At 73.6% G+C, this 17,735-nt stretch carries 18 protein-coding genes; 9 read left to right on the forward strand and 9 right to left on the reverse strand.

Annotated features, from left to right (window positions below; genetic code table 11):
* The first annotated feature begins 20 nt into the window (after positions 1-20).
* The gene (locus QZV97_RS10095; protein ID WP_295641651.1) at positions 21-338 is read left to right on the forward strand and encodes a hypothetical protein; all 318 of its coding nucleotides are present in this window, start codon (positions 21-23) and stop codon (positions 336-338) included.
* On the opposite strand, the gene QZV97_RS10100 is transcribed toward QZV97_RS10095, so the two are convergent.
* On the reverse strand, positions 335-1,630 hold the full coding sequence (locus QZV97_RS10100; RefSeq protein ID WP_295641652.1) for an MFS transporter: 1,296 nt from the start codon (positions 1,628-1,630) through the stop codon (positions 335-337). The two genes, QZV97_RS10095 and QZV97_RS10100, sit on opposite strands and share 4 nt — an antisense overlap.
* Before the next feature lie 168 nt (positions 1,631-1,798).
* Between QZV97_RS10100 and QZV97_RS10105 the strand changes: the two genes are divergently transcribed.
* From QZV97_RS10105 to QZV97_RS10140, 8 genes are all read left to right on the forward strand, one after another.
* Positions 1,799-2,320: a Spy/CpxP family protein refolding chaperone gene (locus tag QZV97_RS10105; protein WP_295641653.1), complete on the forward strand. Its 522-nt coding sequence runs from the start codon at positions 1,799-1,801 to the stop codon at positions 2,318-2,320.
* Positions 2,321-2,432: 112 nt separating this feature from the next.
* Positions 2,433-3,140 carry a response regulator transcription factor gene (locus tag QZV97_RS10110; RefSeq protein WP_295641654.1) on the forward strand — a complete coding sequence of 236 codons (708 nt, stop codon included), beginning with the start codon at positions 2,433-2,435 and terminating at the stop codon, positions 3,138-3,140.
* Positions 3,141-3,193: 53 nt separating this feature from the next.
* Positions 3,194-4,609, forward strand: a complete 1,416-nt coding sequence (locus QZV97_RS10115) for a HAMP domain-containing sensor histidine kinase (protein WP_295641655.1) — start codon at positions 3,194-3,196, stop codon at positions 4,607-4,609.
* Between the two features lie 73 nt (positions 4,610-4,682).
* A complete protein-coding gene (locus QZV97_RS10120; RefSeq protein ID WP_295641656.1) occupies positions 4,683-6,419 on the forward strand; it encodes an AMP-binding protein in 1,737 nt (578 codons plus the stop codon).
* The gene (locus QZV97_RS10125) at positions 6,416-6,907 is read left to right on the forward strand and encodes an aminoacyl-tRNA deacylase (RefSeq protein WP_295641657.1); all 492 of its coding nucleotides are present in this window, start codon (positions 6,416-6,418) and stop codon (positions 6,905-6,907) included. Before QZV97_RS10120 ends, QZV97_RS10125 begins: the two co-directional genes overlap by 4 nt.
* A 310-nt stretch (positions 6,908-7,217) precedes the next feature.
* On the forward strand, positions 7,218-7,784 hold the full coding sequence (locus QZV97_RS10130; RefSeq protein WP_295641658.1) for a GAF domain-containing protein: 567 nt from the start codon (positions 7,218-7,220) through the stop codon (positions 7,782-7,784).
* Between the two features lie 46 nt (positions 7,785-7,830).
* On the forward strand, positions 7,831-8,469 hold the full coding sequence (gene plsY / locus QZV97_RS10135) for a glycerol-3-phosphate 1-O-acyltransferase PlsY (protein ID WP_295641659.1): 639 nt from the start codon (positions 7,831-7,833) through the stop codon (positions 8,467-8,469).
* Positions 8,466-8,813, forward strand: a complete 348-nt coding sequence (locus tag QZV97_RS10140) for a RidA family protein (RefSeq protein WP_295641660.1) — start codon at positions 8,466-8,468, stop codon at positions 8,811-8,813. Before plsY ends, QZV97_RS10140 begins: the two co-directional genes overlap by 4 nt.
* A gap of 10 nt (positions 8,814-8,823) precedes the next feature.
* On the opposite strand, the gene QZV97_RS10145 is transcribed toward QZV97_RS10140, so the two are convergent.
* The 8 genes from QZV97_RS10145 to QZV97_RS10180 all read right to left on the reverse strand — a co-directional run bounded on the left by QZV97_RS10145 (position 8,824) and on the right by QZV97_RS10180 (position 17,666).
* A complete protein-coding gene (locus QZV97_RS10145) occupies positions 8,824-9,471 on the reverse strand; it encodes an L-threonylcarbamoyladenylate synthase (RefSeq protein WP_295641661.1) in 648 nt (215 codons plus the stop codon).
* Between the two features lie 10 nt (positions 9,472-9,481).
* A complete protein-coding gene (locus QZV97_RS10150; RefSeq protein ID WP_295641662.1) occupies positions 9,482-10,432 on the reverse strand; it encodes a DMT family transporter in 951 nt (316 codons plus the stop codon).
* Positions 10,429-11,292 carry a 3',5'-nucleoside bisphosphate phosphatase gene (locus QZV97_RS10155; RefSeq protein ID WP_295641663.1) on the reverse strand — a complete coding sequence of 288 codons (864 nt, stop codon included), beginning with the start codon at positions 11,290-11,292 and terminating at the stop codon, positions 10,429-10,431. The genes QZV97_RS10150 and QZV97_RS10155 overlap by 4 nt, the downstream gene beginning before the upstream one ends.
* A gap of 25 nt (positions 11,293-11,317) precedes the next feature.
* Positions 11,318-12,505 (reverse strand): PQQ-dependent sugar dehydrogenase, encoded by a 1,188-nt coding sequence (locus tag QZV97_RS10160; RefSeq protein WP_295641664.1) that lies wholly within the window; start codon positions 12,503-12,505, stop codon positions 11,318-11,320.
* Between the two features lie 49 nt (positions 12,506-12,554).
* Positions 12,555-13,826 carry a PQQ-dependent sugar dehydrogenase gene (locus tag QZV97_RS10165; protein ID WP_295641665.1) on the reverse strand — a complete coding sequence of 424 codons (1,272 nt, stop codon included), beginning with the start codon at positions 13,824-13,826 and terminating at the stop codon, positions 12,555-12,557.
* Positions 13,827-13,926: 100 nt separating this feature from the next.
* The gene (recJ, locus tag QZV97_RS10170) at positions 13,927-15,654 is read right to left on the reverse strand and encodes a single-stranded-DNA-specific exonuclease RecJ (RefSeq protein ID WP_295641666.1); all 1,728 of its coding nucleotides are present in this window, start codon (positions 15,652-15,654) and stop codon (positions 13,927-13,929) included.
* Positions 15,651-16,580: a hypothetical protein gene (locus QZV97_RS10175; RefSeq protein WP_295641667.1), complete on the reverse strand. Its 930-nt coding sequence runs from the start codon at positions 16,578-16,580 to the stop codon at positions 15,651-15,653. Before QZV97_RS10175 ends, recJ begins: the two co-directional genes overlap by 4 nt.
* Positions 16,581-16,682: 102 nt before the next feature.
* A complete protein-coding gene (locus tag QZV97_RS10180; protein WP_295641668.1) occupies positions 16,683-17,666 on the reverse strand; it encodes a hypothetical protein in 984 nt (327 codons plus the stop codon).
* Positions 17,667-17,735: the final 69 nt, after the last annotated feature.

The following is a 17,735-nucleotide window of genomic DNA, read 5'->3' on the forward strand; positions in this document are numbered from 1 at the left end:
CCACTCGCCCGGACCGCGCCATGATCCACACCGCCCTCGCGCTCTCGATGCCGCTCAAGATGCTGTCCGGCATGGAGCGGGGTCGCCTGCGCATGTTCGCCGGCGACTACCACCGCATCGCGGTCGGCATCCTCGGGCACCTCGACTCGCTCAGCACCGGCGAGTTGATCTCGGTCGCGCGCGGTGCCGAAGGGCCGCTGGCCGAGATGGCCGAGGCCGTGGTCTTCGACCGCGCCTGCTGCCTGGTCGTCGGCGAGCGCGCTGGCCGGGCCGAGACCGAGCGCCAGTTCGAGGCGCTGATGACGCGCCTGCTGGACCTGCGCCGCAAGCGCGGCTAGGGCGCCTTTGCGCGGCGCTGCCCGCGCTCGACGTCGACGCGCGCCAGCAGCAGCAGGCCTGCGACGAAGAAGACGGCGGTGCTGACGATGGCGATGCGGTGGTTGCCGCTCGACAGCCAGGTGATCAGGCCGTAGGTCAGCGGCCCGACGATGGCGGCCAGCCGCACCGCGAAGGTCCACAGCCCGAAGAACTCCGCGCGCCGGTCGGCCGGCGCGAACAGCGCCACCAGCGCGCGCCCGGCCGACTGGCTGGAACCCATGCACAGGCCGGCCACCACCGCCGCGGCCCAGAACAGCGCCGGCCCGCGCGCCAGCCCGGCCATCAGCGTCATCACGATCCAGCCCGCCAGCGTGATCGCGAGCGCGCGCTGGTGGCCGATGCGGTCCTGCCAGTAGCCGAAGCCGAAGGCACCCGCGGCCGCGGCGATGTTGACCAGGAACACCAGCATCATCGTGTCGGCCTGCTTGAAGCCCATCGCCTGCTCGGCATAGACCGCGGCCAGCGTGATCACGACCGCGATGCCGGCCTGGTAGCAGGCGCCGCACACCAGGAACCAGGCCAGGTCGCGGTAGTCGGCGACCTGCTTCAGCGTCGTCGCGAGCCGTCGCCACGACGCGCCGAAGCCGTCGCCCGCCGCCGCCGGCTGCGCGACGGCGCGCTCCTTCAGCAGCGAGAAGGTCGCGAGGCAGGCCACGGCATAGATCGCGGCCGTGATCAGCATCGTCACCGGCACGAAGGACTCGGCCGTCTGCCCCAGCGACTGCGCGTGCAGCACCCAGGCCAGGCTCGCGCCCAGGGCCAGCATGCCGCCCAGGTAGCCGAACGACCAGCCCCAGCCCGAGACGCGGCCCAGCGCGTCGTCGCGCGCCAGCTCCGGCAGGAAGGCCGCGATCAGCGCCTCGCCGCAGGCGTAGGCGATGCTCGACACGCCGACCGCGACGACCGCGAGCGCGAGGTCGCCGCGCCCGACGCCGGCCAGCGCCGCGGTGCCCAGCACGCAGGCCGCGGTCATCACGGCCAGCACGCGCTTCTTCGCGGCGCGCAGGTCGGCATACGCACCGACGGCCGGCAGCGTGAGCATCACCACCAGGCTCGATGCGGCGATGACCAGCGTCCAGGCCAGCGTGCCCCACGCGGCGCCGTCGGCGACGACGCCGACGAAGTAGGCGTTGAACACCGCCGTCAGCACCACCGTCGTGTAGCCCGAGTTGGCGAAGTCGTACATCGCCCAGCCGAAGACCTCGCGCTTGCGCACGCCGGCGTTCAGAGCGGTCTGCGGGAAGAGGGGCATCGCGTCCTCGCGCCCTCGGCGGGGCGGTGCCGCGCAGTGTGACTCAGACCGCCGGCCGGCGTGGCCGCCGAGGACACAGTTCTTTACCCCTCGCGCAAGCCCGCTTCACGACCGGCCTCGACGATGCCCTCACGCTCCAGACCGGAGCTCGTCACGAAAGGACCTCCCATGACCTCGATCGCTCTCCCCCGGCGCAGCCTCCAAGGGCTGGCGCTCGGTCTCGTCGTCGCGCTGGCCGGCACGGCCAGCCTCACCGCCTGGGCCCAGCCGCATCACGGGCCGGGGCGGCACGAAGCCGGCTTCGCGATGGGCGGTTCGCCGCGCCACCTGGAGCGCATGCTCGACGGCGTCGGCGCCACCGACGCCCAGCGCACGCAGATCCGCCAGATCGCCGAAGCCGCGGCCACCGACCTCAAGGCCCAGCGCGAGTCCGGCAAGGCGCTGCGCGAGCGCCAGATGGCGCTCTTCACCCAGCCCAACGTCGACGCCAACGCCGTCGAGGCCCTGCGCCAGCAGATGCTGGCGCAGCACGACCAGGCCAGCCGGCGCATGACGCAGGCGATGCTGGACGCGAGCCGCGTGCTGACGCCCGAACAGCGCGTCAAGCTGGCCGAGCGCATGAAGTCGCGTCGCGACCTGATGCAGCGTCAGCACCAGGAGCGCCAGCAGCTCGACAACAAGGCCGGCTGACGGCTTGTTGCTTCCGACCTTCCTCCCTGCTGGCATCATCAAGCCAGCCTTCCGCCGCAGCCTGCCCCCCGGGGCGAGCTGCGGCTCTTTTGCCGCTTCGGCGCCAGGGACGATGAGTGCACGACTCCTGCTGATCGACGACGACGCCCGCCTCACGGCGATGCTGGGCGACTACCTGCGCCAGGCCGGCTACGAGGTCGACACCGCCGGCTCGCTGGCCGAAGGCCGCGACCGCATCGAGCGCAGCCTCTACGACGCGCTGGTGCTGGACCTGATGCTGCCCGACGGCGACGGCCTGGACCTCACGCGCGACCTGCGCGCGTCGCCGCGCACGCGCAGCCTGCCGCTGCTGATGTTGACGGCGCGCGGCGAGCCGATGGACCGCATCGTCGGCCTCGAACTCGGCGCCGACGACTACCTGCCCAAACCCTTCGAGCCGCGCGAGCTGCTGGCGCGCGTCAAGGCGCTGCTGCGGCGCGCGCTGCCGCACACGACCGAAGACGACGTGCTGCGCTTCGGCCGCCTCGAGGTCGATCCCGGCGGCCGCCAGGCGCGGCTCGACAGCCGGCCCTGCGACCTGACCAGCTACCAGTTCGACCTGCTGCTGGTGCTGGCGCGCGCGCCGGGCCGCGTGCTGTCGCGCGACCAGATCATGGACGCGCTGAAGGGCCACGCGCTCGAGGCCTTCGACCGCTCGATCGACGTGCACGTCTCGCGCATCCGCGCGGCGATCGAGGACGACCCGAAGACGCCGCGGCGCATCCTGACCGTGCGCGGCGCCGGCTACGTCTTTGCCAAGAAACAAGACATGGATGGTTGACCACGTCCGTTCGGGCTGCTGGCTGGTGCCGCAGCAATGCGGGCCTTGAGATCTTGAAGACTCTGTACCTTCGCATCTACCTCACGGTCGTGGCCGTGCTGCTGCTGTTCGCGCTGGCCTCGGGCTGGCTGGTGCAGCGCAACTTCGAGGCCGAGCGCGCGCGCTTCGAGGCCGGTGCGAACGAGCGCCTGCTGGCCTGGGCCGAGCTGCTGCAGAACGCGCTGCCGTCCGCCGAGGCGGCGCCCGACGACCAGGCCGCGGCGGTGCTGGACTGGTCGTCGCGGCTGCGCATGCCGCTGGCGCTGGACGACGGCAGCGGGCAGCGCATCGTCACCTCGCCGGCCTTCGCGCGCTTCACGGGCATGGCACCGGTCGACGGCCCCGGCGGCGACCGGCCCCCGCCGCCCGATGGCGACGGACCGCCGCGTCCGCCGCCGGTGATGGAGCCGGTGGCGCCGCAGCGTGTGGCGCTGAGCGACGGTCGCACGCTGTGGATCGTGCGACCCAGCCTGATCCGCGCCGCCGAACGCGGCGGGCCGCCGCGGCACCTGGGGCCGGAGCCGCCGTTCTTCGCGCGCGGCGTCGGTCTCGTCATCACGCTCGGTGTGCTGTTCCTCGCCGTCGCCGGCGGCGCCTACCCGGTGGTGCGGCGCCTGACGCGCCGGCTCGAGTCGCTGAAGCAGGGCGTCGAGACCTTCGGCGCCGGCGCGCTGGACCACCGCGTCGACGCGAGCGGGCGCGACGAGGTCGCGGCGGTGGCGAGCAGCTTCAACGCCGCCGCCGCGCGCATCGAGTCGCTGGTGCATGCCAACCAGTCGCTGCTGGCCAACGCGAGCCACGAGTTCCGCTCGCCGCTGGCGCGGCTGAAGATGGCGCTCGCGATGCTGGACGCGACGCCGCCCGCGAAGCGCGCCGCGCTGCAGGCCGAGATCGAGACCAACATCCGCGAGCTCGACGCGCTGGTCGAGGAGGTGCTGCTGGCGAGCCGGCTCGACGCCCGCCAGGGCCGCGCCGACCGGCAGCGCGTGCGCGATCCGGTCGACATCATCGCGCTGGCGGCCGAGGAGGCCGCGCGCGTCGAGGCTGTCCTCGACCTGCCCGAACCGGGCGACGAGGCGCCGCCGGCCACGCTGCCGGGTGACGAGCGCCTGCTGCGCCGCGCGGTCCGCAACCTGCTCGAGAACGCGCGCCGCTACGGTGGCAGCGCGGCGCCCGAGCTGCAGCTGCGACGCATCGGCCGCGAGCTGCAGGTGCGCGTCTGCGATCGCGGCCCCGGCGTGCCCGAGTCGCAGCGCGAGCGCATCTTCGAGCCCTTCTACCGCATGCCCGGCCACGCCGAGCAGGCCGGCGGCGTGGGCCTCGGCCTGAGCCTCGTGCGGCAGATCGCGCGCCATCACGGCGGCGAGGTGCGCTGCGAGTCGCGCGAGGGCGGCGGCACGGTCTTCGTGCTGAGCATTTCGCTCGATTAGCGCGCGACTGGAGTCCGTCACGCGACGGGGCTAGCATCGCGGCCGGGCGCTCCCTGCCGCCCCTGCCTGCCTCGTGAACGCCACCCCCGCCTCCGCTCCCGACATCGACCGCCACGCCGAGCTGCACCAGGGCTTTCGCTGGTGCGTGCCGCCGCACTTCAACCTCGCCGAGGTCTGCTGCACCCGCTGGGCCGCCGACCCGGCGACCCGCGACCGCATCGCGCTGATCCATGCGCGCGAGGACGGCAGCGTCGCGCGCCTGAGCTACGCCGAGCTGCAGGCCGAGGCCAACCGCCTGTCGCATGCGCTCGAGCGCCTGGGCGCCGTGCGCGGCGACCGCATCGCCATCGTGCTGCCGCAGCGGCCCGAGACGGCGATCGCGCACATCGCGATCCAGCAGATCGGTGCGGTCGCGATGCCGCTGTCGACGCTGTTCGGCCCCGAGGCGCTGCAGTACCGGCTGGCCGACAGCGGCGCGCGACTGGCCATCGTCGATGCCGCCGCGGCGCCCGCCGTGCAGGCCCTGCGCGCCGAGTGCCCGGCGCTCGAACACCTGATCGCGGTCGATGCAGTGCCCGCGGACGACCAGCCGCCCGGCTGGCGCGAGGCGCTGCAGCGCGAGTCCGACGTCTACGTGCCGGCCCGCACCCACGCCGACGACGCGGCGATCCTCGTCTACACCAGCGGCACCACCGGCCCGCCGAAGGGCGCGCTGATCCCGCAGCGCGCGCTGATCGGCAACCTGCCCGGCTTCGTCTGCAGCCAGGACTGGTTCGGCTTCGACGACGGGCTCGGCGGGTCGCCCGCCGCGCCCAGCGTGTTCTGGTCCCCGGCGGACTGGTCGTGGACCGGCGGCCTGATGGACGCGCTGCTGCCGACGCTCTACTTCGGCCAGACCATCGTCGGCGCGCAGGGTCGTTTCGATCCGCTGCGCGCCTTCGAGCTGATGCAGGCGCACGCCGTCACGCACAGCTTCCTGTTCCCGACCGCGCTCAAGGCGATGATGAAGGCCTGCCCGCGGCCGCGCGAGCGCTACGCGCTGCAGCTGCGCGCCGTGATGAGCGCCGGCGAGGCGGTCGGCGACGCGGTCTTCGCCTGGTGCCGCGACGCGCTGGGCCTCACGGTCAACGAGATGTTCGGCCAGACCGAGATCAACTACATCGTCGGCAACAGCCACGGCCGCTGGCCGGCGCGGCCCGGCTCGATGGGCCGCGCCTACCCGGGTCACCGCATCGCGGTGATCGACGAGGCCAGCCGCGAAGTGCCGCGCGGCACGCCCGGCGACGTCGCGCTGCACCGGCGCGACGTGCACGGCGACCTCGACCCGATCTTCTTCCTCGGCTACTGGAAGCAGCCCGAGGCGACGCGCGCCAAGTTCACCGGCGACCCCGACGACGCCTGGTGCCGCACCGGCGACACCGCGGTGATGGATGCCGACGGCTACCTCTGGTACCAGGGCCGCAGCGACGACGTCTTCAAGGTCGCCGGCTACCGCATCGGGCCGAGCGAGATCGAGAACTGCCTCGTCAAGCACGCGGCGGTCGCCAACGCCGCGGTCGTGCCCAAGCCTGACGCCGAGCGCGGCGCGCTGGTCAAGGCCTTCGTCGTGCTGGCGCCGGGGCACACCGCCTCGCCGGCGCTGGTGGCCGAGCTGCAGCAGCACGTGAAGGGCCGCCTCGCGCCCTACGAGTACCCGAAGGAGATCGAGTTCGTCGAGGCGCTGCCGATGACCACCACCGGCAAGGTCCAGCGCCGCGTGCTGCGGCTGCTGGAGGAGGAGCGCGCGCGCCGCGCGGCACCGGCCCCATGAGCCGAAGAGAGCACGCCAGCGAGACCCCCGCGACCGCCTTCCTCAAGCGCGCGAAGCTCGCCTACACCGAGCACCTGTACGACTACGTCGACCGCGGCGGCACGGCGGAGTCGGCGCGCCAGCTCGGCGTCGACGAGCACCACGTGGTCAAGACCCTGGTGATGCAGGACGATGCGGCGCGGCCGCTGATCGTGCTGATGCACGGCGACCGCCAGGTCAGCCTCAAGGCGCTGGCGCGCGAGATCGGCGCCAGGAAGGTCGAGCCCTGCGCGCCCGAGGTGGCGCAACGCCACAGCGGCTACCGGGTCGGCGGCACCTCGCCCTTCGGCACGAAGAAGGCGATGCCGGTCTACGTCGAAGCGGGCGTGCTGGACCTGCCGCTGATCTACATCAACGGCGGCCGGCGCGGCTACCTGGTCGGCGTCGACCCGCGCGTGGCGATGCCGCTGCTGCAGGCGCGCGCGGTGAACTGCGCACTGGCCGGCTGAGCCATCGCGGTGCGACGTGTCGCGCCGGCGACGCACCGCACGCGCAGAGCGATCGACTGGGTGCCGAAGCGCATGCTTATCGGCGGCTGGCCCGGTCGAGATCTCCCTACAGTGACCCGGTCAGCTGTGGATGCGATCTCGCGTCGCTGGCGCGGCAGGGGGCCGTCGTGGCTCCCACTGGCACGGTTGCGGGGGCAACCGGTGTCGGGCCGCGGATCCAAACGGGGGGTCGGTCCGTGAAACTCAGTCTCGAACCGCCGCTGGCGACCGCCAGCGCGGCGCTCGCCAGGCTCGATGAGCCGAGGCCGCCATGCCGCTCACCGGCCTGACGCCGGAAGGCCAGCGCGCGCTGGCCTGCATGCAGCAGCTCGCCGATTGCCGCGCGCAGGGCACGCTCGACGGCCCGGACTTCGTGGCCAGGGCCTTGCGTGCGGTGGCCGAGGGCCTGGGTTGCGACCGCATGAGCCTGTGGCTGCACGGCGACCACGCGGGCGGGCGTGCACTGGTGTGCCGTGGCCTGCACGACGGCAGCGGCCGCGTCGCGCCGAGCGAGCTGCCGCCGCTCGTCGAGGCCGAACACGCGGCCTACTTCGAGGCGCTCGACCGCCACGGCATCCTGAGCGCGGCCGATGCGCAGCAGCATCCGGCGCTGGTCTCGATGCGCGAGGTCTATCTGCTACCGCAGGACATCCGCTCGCTGCTCGACGTGCCCTTCGCGGCCAACGGCCGGCGCATCGGCCTGCTGTGCGGCGAACAGGCCGGCCGGCGCATCGACTGGCAACCGGCGCAGGTGGCGCTGATGCGGCGCGCCGGCATCGTCGGCAGCCTGCTGTTCGAGCGGCAGCGCCTCCACGACGCGCGACTCGGCCCGGTCTGAGCGACGCGGGTGGAGCGGGTCACGGAGGCGGCGGCAGAATAGCCGCATGCTCCCGTTCGCTCCCCTGCTGGCCACACTGGCCGCCTACCTCGTCGGTTCGCTGTCCTTCGCGGTCATCGTCAGCCGCGCCTTCGGCCTGGCCGACCCGCGCAGCTACGGCTCCGGCAACCCCGGCGCGACCAACGTGCTGCGTTCCGGCAAGAAGGCCGCGGCGATCCTGACCCTGGTCCTCGACGCCGCCAAGGGCGCGGTGCCGGTGTGGCTGGTCGACCGCTACGGCGCGGCCTACGGCCTGGGCGAGGGCACGCAGGCGCTGGTCGGGCTGGCCGCCTTCGTCGGTCACCTGTGGCCGGTGTTCTTCGGCTTCAAGGGCGGCAAGGGCGTGGCCACTGCGGCCGGCGTGCTGCTGGCGCTGAACCCCTGGCTGGCGCTGGCGACGCTGGCCAGCTTCGCGATCATCCTGGCCTTCTTTCGCTACGTGTCGCTGGCCTCGATCGTCGCGGCCGTGTTCGCACCCTTCTACCAGCTGCTGATCTGGGGCATGGGCGAGACGGCGATGGCGATCCTCGTCATGAGCCTGTTGCTCGTCTGGCGCCACAGCGCCAACATCCAGAAGCTGCTGGCCGGCACCGAGAGCAAGTTCGGCCAGAAGGCGCAGGCGGTTCACCACAAGGGGCAGTCATGACCATTCAACGTTTCGATGTCGGCACGCGCTTGTCCGAGATGGCCGTTCACCACGGCACCGCCTACCTCGCCGGCCAGGTGGCCGCCGACGCGACGCAGGACATCCGTGGCCAGACGCAGCAGGTGCTGGCGCAGATCGACGCGCTGCTGGCGCGCGCCGGCACCGACAAGCGCAAGCTCCTGATGGTGCAGATCTTCATCGTCGACCTGGCCGACTTCCCGGCGATGAACGAGGTCTGGGAAGCCTGGGTGCCGGCCGGCCACGCACCGCCTCGCGCCACCGTTCAGGCCCGCCTCGCGAAGGCGGAGTGGAAGATTGAAATGGTTGTGACAGCAGCGCTGTAGGCGCGGTCGCTCAACTCGCGACCCGGTCTGCCAGCCCCAGCGCCGCCGGGTCGCCGCGGCCGACGCGCACCAGCACCGGCTCGTCGCCGCTCAGGTCGATCACCGTGGTCGGCTGCATCGGGCAGGCGCCGGCATCGACGACGGCCTGCAGCTGCTTCTCGTAGCGCGCGCGGATGTCGTGCGGGTCGTTCAGCGGCTCGCGTTCGCCGGGCGGGATCAGCGTCGTGGCCAGCAGCGGCTGGCCGAAGACCTCGAGCAGCGCCTGCGTCGCCGCATGCGCCGGCACGCGCAGCCCGATGGTGCGGCGCGACGGGTGCGACACGCGGCGCGGCACTTCCTTGGTCGCCTCGAGGATGAAGGTGTAGGGCCCCGGCGTGCCCAGCTTGAGCAGGCGGTACTGCTTGTTGTCGACGCGCGCGTAGCTGGCCAGTTCGCTCAGGTCGCGGCACAGCAGCGTCAGGTGGTGCTTGTCGTTGTCGTCGAAGCCGCGCAGCCGCCGCAGCCGCTCGGCGGCCGCCTTGTCGTCGAGGTGGCAGACCAGCGCGTAGCTCGAGTCGGTGGGGATCGCCGCGATGCCGCCGCCGTGCAGGATCTGCGCGGCCTGCTTCAGCAGCCGCGGCTGCGGGTTGTCGGGGTGGACCTCGAAGTATTGCGACATGCCGGCATTCTCAGTCCGCGACGGGGGCGAGTTCGCTCGGCGCCGCCTGCCGCGCTGCCTGGCTCTCGCGCAGGTTCAGCCACACCGAGGCCGCGCCGCAGGCCGCGACCACCGCCATGCCGACGAAGGCCCAGCCGTCGGGGACGTGGCGGAACGCGACCCATCCGGCCAAGCTGGCGAAGGCGATCTGGACGTAGGTGAAGGGCATCAGCAAGGCCATCGGCGCCAGGCCCAGCGCGAGGATCAGGCACAGGTGCCCGGCGGTGCCGGCCAGGCCACCCAGCAGCAGCAGCGCCCAGTGGGCCGGCGGTGCGGCAGCCAGCGCGGGCAGCACGTCGACCGGGCTCAGCAGCAGCACCGCCGACATGATGAGCGTGCCGACGAAGCCGGTGTAGAAGTGCGTCGTCAGCGGATGCTCCAGCCCCGACAGCCGGCGCGTCAGCAGCTGGAAGCTCGCATAGCACATCGCCATCGTCAGCGGCAGCAGCGCGACCCAGCCGAACAGGCCGCTGCCGGGCCGCACGACGATCAGCGCGCCGGCAAAGCCGCCCAGCACCAGCAGCGCGCGCAGCGGCGACAGCTTCTCGTGCAGGAACAGCGCGGCCAGCACCGTCACCAGCACCGGGGTCAGCATGCCGACCGCCGTGTACTCGGCCACGGGCATGTACTGGATGCCGTAGAACAGCAGCGCGCTGGTCAGCAGCAGCAGCGCACCGCGCAGGGTCTGGAAGCGCGGGTGCCCGCTGCGGAACAGGTTGCCGCCGCCACGCAGCAGGCGCAGGCCCAGCCACGCGCCCATCACCAGCGCCTGGATCGCGTAGCGCACCCACAGGATGACCAGCACCGCCAGCGTCTGGCCCAGGTACTTGGCGGTGGTGTCGAGCGTCGCGAAGCACATCCCCATCACGAGCACCAGCGCCACGCCGAGCAGCGGGCGGGCGCGGTCGGCGCCGGAGGTCACGGGCGCTGCACCCGGTCGGCCAGTGCTTCCCAGACCGGCGACAGCCTGCCCGGCAGCCAGGGCAGGGCGCCGAGGTCGGTGCGGCTCTCGCCGGGCGCGTGGAAGTCGCTGCCGCGCGAGGCGAGCAGGTCGAACTCCTGCGCCATGTCGGCGTACTTCACGTACTCGGCCGTCGTGTGGCTGCCGGTCACGACCTCGACCGCGCGCCCGCCGTGCGCGATGAACTCGGTGAAGAGCGCGTACTCCTCGGTGGGCGTGAACTTGTAGCGCCCCGGGTGCGCGATGACGGCGGTGCCGCCGGCCTGCGTGATCCAGCGCACCGCGTCGCCGAGCCCGGCCCAGCGGTGCGGCACGTAGCCGGGCTTGCCCTCGGTCAGGTAGTTGCGGAACACCTCGTTGGTGTTGCCGCACACGCCGCGCTCGACCAGGAAGCGCGCGAAGTGCGTGCGTGCGACCAGCTCCGGGTTGCCGGCGTGCTGCAGCGCGCCCTCGTAGGCGCCGGGGATGCCGACGCGCGCCAGGGCCTCGGCCATCTCGCGCGCCCGCTGGCCGCGCCCGCCGCGCGTGGCCTGCAGGCCGGCAGCGAGTTGCGCGTCCTGGGCGTCGAAGCCCAGGCCGACGATGTGCACGGTGATGCCGGCGAAGCTGACCGAGATCTCGGTGCCGGTCAGGTAGGGCAGGCCCAGCGCCAGCGCGGCGTCGCGCGCACGCGCCTGGCCGGCGATCTCGTCGTGGTCGGTCAGTGCCCACAGCTCGACGCCGTTGGCGTGGGCCCGTGCCGCCAGCGCCTCGGGCGCGAGCGTGCCGTCGGACACGCTGGAGTGGCAGTGCAGGTCGGCGTTGAGGACGGTGGCGCTCACCGACCGATTGTAGGAAGTGACGCGCTCAGCGCTCGACCCGCAGGATGCGCCCGTCGGCCTGGTCGGTCAGCAGGTAGAGCCAGCCGTCCGGGCCCTGGCGCACGTCGCGGATGCGGCCGACCTCGTTGAGCGGCAGGCGTTCTTCCTTGACGACGCGCCTGCCGTCGAGCTCGAGCCGCACCAGCAGCTGGCCGCGCAGCGCGCCGACGAAGAGGTTGCCCTTCCAGCCGGGGTAGCGGTCGCTGGTCAGGAAGGCCATGCCGCTGGGGCCGATCGACGGCACCCAGTAGGTGACCGGCTGCTCCATGCCGGGCTTGGCGCTGCCTTCGCCGATCTTGCGGCCGCTGCCGTAGTCGACGCCATAGGTGATGACCGGCCAGCCGTAGTTGAGGCCGGCCTCGTCGACGTTGATCTCGTCGCCGCCCTCGGGGCCGTGCTCGTGGGTCCACAGCACGCCGGTGGCCGGATGCAGCGCGGCGCCCTGCGGGTTGCGGTGGCCGATGCTCCAGATCTCGGGCCGCGCGCCCGGCGTGGCGACGTGCGGGTTGTCGGCCGGCACGCGGCCGTCGGCCTCGATGCGCACGACCTTGCCGACGTGGTTGTCCAGCTTCTGCGCCAGGTCGCGGTGGAACAGGCGGTCGCCGGTCGTCACGAACAGCCGACCGTCGCGCGCGAACACCAGCCGCGACCCGAAGTGCGCGGTGCTCGCGAGCTTGGGCTGCTGGCGGAAGATGACCTGCACCTCGTCGAGCCGGTCGCCGCTGAGCTTGCCGCGTGCGACGCTGGTGCCGTTGCTGCGGCCCGGGCCGGGCTCGGAGTAGCTCCAGTAGACCCAGCGGTTGTCGGCGAACTTCGGGTCCAGCACGACGTCGAGCAGGCCGCCCTGCGAGCGCGCGTCGACCTCGGGCAGGCCCTGCAGCGGCGGGCCGACCTCGCCGCTGGCCGAGACGATGCGCATGCGGCCGGCGCGCTCGGTCACGAGCAGCCGCCCATCGGGCAGGAAAGCCAGGCCCCAGGGATGGTGCAGGCCGCCGGCCACGGTGACGAGCTTCAGGCCCTGCGGCCCGGGGATCACGGCCGAGCCGTTGAGCACCGGCAGCCGGAAGCCGTTGCTCGACTGCGCGCAGGCCGCGCCGCCGGCCAGCAGTGCGGCCAGGGCGAGCCCGGTCCACAGGCGACGGCGCAACATCGGGTCGGGAGCTGGCTCTCGCATCGACCGGAGTCTAGAGGCTCGCGGCCTGGCGCGCCGCGCCTGGCGCGGCTCAGCGGTCGATGCGCACCAGCCGGCCGCTGTCGGTCAGGAGGTAGATCCAGCCGTCGGGTCCCTGCTTGACGCAGCGGATGCGCTGGCCGAGGCTGCCGAACAGGCGCTCGCGCGAGACCTCGGTGGCGCCGTTCAGCGCGATGCGCCACAGCGCCGTGCCCGCCAGCGCACCCAGCATGGCGTTGCCCTGCCATTCCGGGAAGCCGGCGCCGGTATAGAACATCAGCCCCGACGGCGCGATCGACTGCGGCGGCCAGTAGCTCACCGGCTCGACATAGCCCGGCGAGTGCACGCCGCCGCCGATGCGGCAGGCGTCGTTGGCCGGGCTCGCGCCGTAGGGACAGCCGTAGCTCACGTTCGGCCAGCCGAAGTTGCCGCCGGCGACGACGCGGTTCAGCTCGTCACCGCCCTGCGGGCCATGTTCCACCAGCCACAGGTCGCCGGTGGTCGGATGCACCGCCGCGCCCTGCGGGTTGCGGTGGCCGTAGCTCCAGATCTCGGGCCGCGCGCCGGCGCCGAGGCTGGGATTGCCGCTGGGGATGCTGCCGTCGCGGTTGATGCGCACCACCTTGCCCAGCGTGCCGGTGAGGTCCTGCGCCGGCGTCTCGCGGGTGCGCTCGCCGAGCGAGACGAACAGCGTGCGGTCGCTGCGGAAGGCCAGGCGCGAGCCGAAGTGGCCGTCGCCGTTGACCTTGGGCGTCTGGCGGTAGATGACCGCGACGTTGTCGAGCTGCGTGCCCGACAGCCGGCCGCGCGCGACCGCGGTGCCGCTGTTGTCGCCGTTCGCGTTGCCCTCGACGTAGGTCAGGTAGACCCAGGGATCGGTCGCGAAGTCGGGGTCGATGGCGACGTCGAGCAGGCCGCCCTGGCCGTTGGGCATGGTCACGACCACCGGCACATTGGCGACCGGACCCGACAGCGTCGCGGTGCTGCCGCTCAGCGTCGCGATGCGCAGCGTGCCGCCCTTCTCGGTGATCAGCAGGCGCCCGTCGGGCAGGAAGGCCATGCCCCAGGGGCTGGCGAGCGACGAGGTGAGCGTCGTCGTGCGGGCCGGGCCGGTCGGCGGCGGGCCGGAGGGAGGCGGTGGGGCGGGCGGCGGGCCGCCGGCGACCGGGGGCGATGCGGCGTCGCCGCCCCCGCCGCCGCAGGCGCTCAGCACGCCGGCGGTGCCGCCGGCCGCGGCCAGGCCGCACAGGGCGGTGAGTCTTGCAAGCGTCTGGCGTCGCCGGGCCAGCGGGGTCGTGTCTTCGGGGCGGGATTCAGTGCTCATCGTCGGGTCTCGGCTGACGGCAAGCCTACATCCTGCCTTGAACCGGTGTCGGGGCTGCTACCGAATGCAACCCGCCGCGAGGGTCTCGGGGACCGCCCGCTCAGGCGACGGCCTCCACCACCATCTGCACGCGCTCGCGGCCCTGCCAGCTGTCCACGCTCAGCCGGTAGGCGAGGCGCACGCGGTCGCCGATCGGCTGGTCGTGGCCGAACCAGATCGCCTCGCGCTGCGTGCCGCCGTGCCGCAGCGCCAGCTTCAGGTGCTGGGTCCTGGCCGGGTCGCCGACCAGGCGCTGCGACAGCACCTCGAAGTCGTCGACGAAGACCGGCGCCTCGAAGGCCTGGCCCCAGACCTCGCGGTCGAGCAGCTTCACGGTCTCGGGCGCAAACCACTGGGCGTCCAGCGGGCCGTCGGTCGGCAGCCGGCGTGCCAGCGCGGCCGCGTCCAGCCACTCGGCCGCCACGACCGACAGCGCCTGCGCGAAGCGCGCGAAATCGGCCTCGGCGACGGTCGCGCCCGCGGCCATCGCGTGCCCGCCGAAGCGCAGCAGCACGCCGGGCTCGCGCTTGCTGACGAGGTCGAGCGCGTCACGCAGGTGAAAGCCCGCGATCGACCGGCCCGAGCCCTTCAGCAGCCCGTCCTGGCCGCGCGCGAACACGAAGCTCGGGCGGTGCAGCCGGTCCTTCAGGCGCGAGGCCACGATGCCGACCACGCCCTCGTGGAAGCCGGGGTCGTAGATGGCCAGCGCCGCCGGCGGCTCGCCGGCCGGCATCAGCGCGTCGAGCATGGCCTCGGCCTGTTCGCGCATGCCGGCCTCGACGTCGCGGCGCTCGCGATTGATCGCGTCGAGCTGCGCCGCCAGCTCCGCGGCGCGGGCGGGCTCGTCGGTCAGCAGGCACTCGATGCCGAGCGTCATGTTCTCCATGCGGCCGGCGGCGTTGAGGCGCGGGCCGAGCGCGAAACCGAAGTCGAAGCCGCTGGCGCGCGCGGGCTCGCGGCCGGCGGCCGCGAACAGCGCCGCGACGCCCGCCTGCATGCGGCCGCTGCGGATGCGCTTGAGGCCCTGCGCGACCAGCCGCCGGTTGTTGGCGTCGAGCTTCACGACGTCGGCCACGGTGCCGAGCGCGACGAGGTCGAGCAGCGCGTCGAGCCGCGGCTGTGCGGCCGCATCGAAGGCGCCGCGCGCGCGCAGTTCGCTGCGCAGCGCCAGCAGGACGTAGAACATCACGCCGACGCCGGCCAGCGACTTGCTGGCGAAGCCGCAGCCCGGCTGGTTGGGGTTGACGATCACGTCGGCGGCCGGCAGCACGACCGCGTCGTCGTGCAGCGCCGGCAGGTGGTGGTCGGTCACCAGCACCGCGAGGCCGCGCGCCTTGGCGTGGGCCACGCCCTCCAGGCTGGCGATGCCGTTGTCGACCGTCACCAGCAGGTCCGGGCGCTGGCCCATCGCCAGGTCGACGATCGCCGGCGTCAGGCCGTAGCCGTGCACGCGCCGGTCGGGCACGACGTAGCCCAGCGTGTCGGGTCGCGCGCCCAGCAGCGCCAGCCCGCGCAAGGCCACCGCGCAGGCGGTCGCGCCGTCGCAGTCGTAGTCGGCGACGACGACGATGCGCCGGCCCGCGGCGATCGCATCGGCCAGCAGGCGCGCGGCCTCGGCGCTGCCGCGCAGCTGGTCCGGCGGGATCAGCCGGGCCAGGCCGTCGTCCAGCTGCTCGGCCGCGGTGATGCCGCGCGCCGCGAACAGCCGCGCCAGCAGCGGATGCACGCCGGCCTGCTCCAGCGCCCAGGCGGTGCGCGGCGGCACGTCGCGGACGGTGATCTGCGTCACAGCGCCTCCAGCGCGGTTGCGGGGTGGGCGCGCTGCCAGCGGCTGCGCAACGAGGCGACCACGCCGCGCGGCCGTGCCGTCCAGGTCTGCGCGTGCCGCTCGCCGCACAGCGTCAGCGTCAGCGGCCGTCCGCCCTGCACCGCGGCCAGCGCCTCGCGCAGCACGCCGCGGTCGAGCGCGCGCCAGGCCTCGGACCACGCGGCCCAGTCCTCGCGCAGCGCCGGAGCGCGCAGGGCGTCGAGCACGCGCGGTGCGTCGCCCTGCGCGGCCCGATGCGCGCCGCAGCCGCTGAGCCAGACGCTGTTGAGCGGCTGCAGGCCGCGTGCCTCGCGGTCGTCGTTGAGCGCGTGCGTGTACAGCAGCATCTGCAGCTCGGCCTGCAGGCGCTTGACGAGGCGCGCACGCGGGTCGTCGGGCATCCACAGGTCGGGGTTGCGGCCGATCACGCGGTCGAGCGACGCCGTCGGCAGCCCGGCCAGCGACTCGTGCGCCACGTACCAGCGGGCCGGTGCGCCCCAGGCGCAGCGCCAGCCCAGGCTTTCGAACTGCGGGCGCACCGCGTCGAGGAAGGCGCGCGACTCGTCGGCGTCGAGCGCCAGCGCCTCGGGGTCGCCCATCGTCAGGTGTTCGGCGCCGACCTGCCAGTGCACCGGGCTCAGCAGGCCCCAGGCGAGCTCGCCGGTGTCCAGGCCGTCGGCGGCCGCCGCGCGAGCGGCCCAGGGCAGGGCGCCGTCGCCGCCGTCCCAGCCCAGCGCGCGGGCCAGCACGCGCTCGTGCGGCGGCGAGAGTCGGTACTCGTCGCCCTCGTCGCGCCCGGTCGGCGTCAGGCGCGCCAGCAGGCTCTCGAGCGTGGGCAGGCTGGCCTCGCGCAGCGCGTGCTGTCCGGCCTCGGACAGCGGCGCGGCGAAGGGGATCAGCAGGTGCATGCGGGGATTATCGGGACGGGGGTCGTCGCGGGGTTCGACGAGCGCTGCGGAGACCGCGGATCGCTTGCTTCGCAACGCGCGCCGCGACCGAGCCCGCCGGCCCTACCAGTACCACCACACGAACCAGATCGCCAGCGCCAGGAAGACCGCGCGCAGCGGCGAGGTGCGGGCGCCGCCGATCCAGTCGAGCACGGAGTGGTCGGCACTGCGATCGTCGGCGCGGTTCGGGTCGCCGGCGCGCATGCGCTCGAGCCACTCGCGGTGGCGCGGCAGGTCGCCGGCATGCGCTTCGAGCCGCTTGCGCACGACCTGCGGCGAGGGCTTGCGCGCATGCGCCAGCAGCGCCGGCTCCAGCGCGGCGACCTGCCGGTGCGCGTCGGCCAGGCGGCTGACGGCGAGCGTCGCGCCGCACTGGCCGCACTGCAGCGCGTGCGCTGTCTCCAGCGCGCTGCCGCAGGCCATGCAGGCCAGCGCCGAGCGCTCGGCCGCGGCGGCGTGCACGGCCTGCGGCTCGATCGCGCCTTCGGGGTCGAGCGCGCGCGCCAGCCGGGCCACGTCGACGAGGCTGGGCACCGACCGGCAATGGCCGCACTCGGTGTCGGTCGCGCCGACGGGTGCGCCGCAGTTGACGCAGTCGATGCGGCCGTCGCGCCGCAGCAGCGCGGCGCGGTCGGCCGACGACAGCGGCCGCACCAGGCCCTTCTCGAGCAGGAACTGGGCGAAGCTCTGCCACGCGCCGTGCTGCTGCGTCAGGCATTCCAGCTGCAGCGACCGTCCCCAGCGGCTGCGGTTGTGCACGGTCTTCAGGCCGCCGCGGCAGCGCGGGCAGCGGGCGTCGTCGCGCAGCGTGCGGTGCGGCAGCGACTGCGCCTCGGCCATCGCGCCGATCAGGCCCAGCACGCCCGGGCCGCTGAGCCGGGCCGACTCGATGCGGTCGAACCACAGCAGGTGGCAGGGCGCGCACAGGTCGATCTCGATGGCCCGGTCGTAGTGACCGGCCAGCCGCAGCGACTGCATGGCGTCGCCGCAGTTGCCGCAGGCGAGCGTGCGCGACGCGGTCCCGGTTGTCGTGTCGGCGACAGGCATGGCGGGATTCTGGCGGAGGCGATGACCCGCGCGTCGCGCGAGCGACCTGACAGTCGCCTTAAATGTCTC

This window comes from uncultured Methylibium sp., assembly GCF_902826655.1.
In the GTDB taxonomy this organism is placed as follows: Bacteria; Pseudomonadota; Gammaproteobacteria; order Burkholderiales; family Burkholderiaceae_C; genus Methylibium.

Excerpts from the sequence above, each read along its gene's own strand:
- QZV97_RS10095 (WP_295641651.1), top strand. The coding sequence starts at position 21 with ATGATCCACACCGCCCTCGCGCTCTCGATGCCGCTCAAGATGCTGTCC.
- QZV97_RS10100 (WP_295641652.1), bottom strand. The coding sequence starts at position 1,630 with ATGCCCCTCTTCCCGCAGACCGCTCTGAACGCCGGCGTGCGCAAGCGC.
- QZV97_RS10105 (WP_295641653.1), top strand. The coding sequence starts at position 1,799 with ATGACCTCGATCGCTCTCCCCCGGCGCAGCCTCCAAGGGCTGGCGCTC.
- QZV97_RS10110 (WP_295641654.1), top strand. The coding sequence starts at position 2,433 with ATGAGTGCACGACTCCTGCTGATCGACGACGACGCCCGCCTCACGGCG.
- QZV97_RS10125 (WP_295641657.1), top strand. The coding sequence starts at position 6,416 with ATGAGCCGAAGAGAGCACGCCAGCGAGACCCCCGCGACCGCCTTCCTC.
- QZV97_RS10130 (WP_295641658.1), top strand. The coding sequence starts at position 7,218 with ATGCCGCTCACCGGCCTGACGCCGGAAGGCCAGCGCGCGCTGGCCTGC.
- plsY (WP_295641659.1), top strand. The coding sequence starts at position 7,831 with ATGCTCCCGTTCGCTCCCCTGCTGGCCACACTGGCCGCCTACCTCGTC.
- QZV97_RS10140 (WP_295641660.1), top strand. The coding sequence starts at position 8,466 with ATGACCATTCAACGTTTCGATGTCGGCACGCGCTTGTCCGAGATGGCC.
- QZV97_RS10145 (WP_295641661.1), bottom strand. The coding sequence starts at position 9,471 with ATGTCGCAATACTTCGAGGTCCACCCCGACAACCCGCAGCCGCGGCTG.
- QZV97_RS10160 (WP_295641664.1), bottom strand. The coding sequence starts at position 12,505 with ATGCGAGAGCCAGCTCCCGACCCGATGTTGCGCCGTCGCCTGTGGACC.
- QZV97_RS10165 (WP_295641665.1), bottom strand. The coding sequence starts at position 13,826 with ATGAGCACTGAATCCCGCCCCGAAGACACGACCCCGCTGGCCCGGCGA.
- QZV97_RS10175 (WP_295641667.1), bottom strand. The coding sequence starts at position 16,580 with ATGCACCTGCTGATCCCCTTCGCCGCGCCGCTGTCCGAGGCCGGACAG.
- QZV97_RS10180 (WP_295641668.1), bottom strand. The coding sequence starts at position 17,666 with ATGCCTGTCGCCGACACGACAACCGGGACCGCGTCGCGCACGCTCGCC.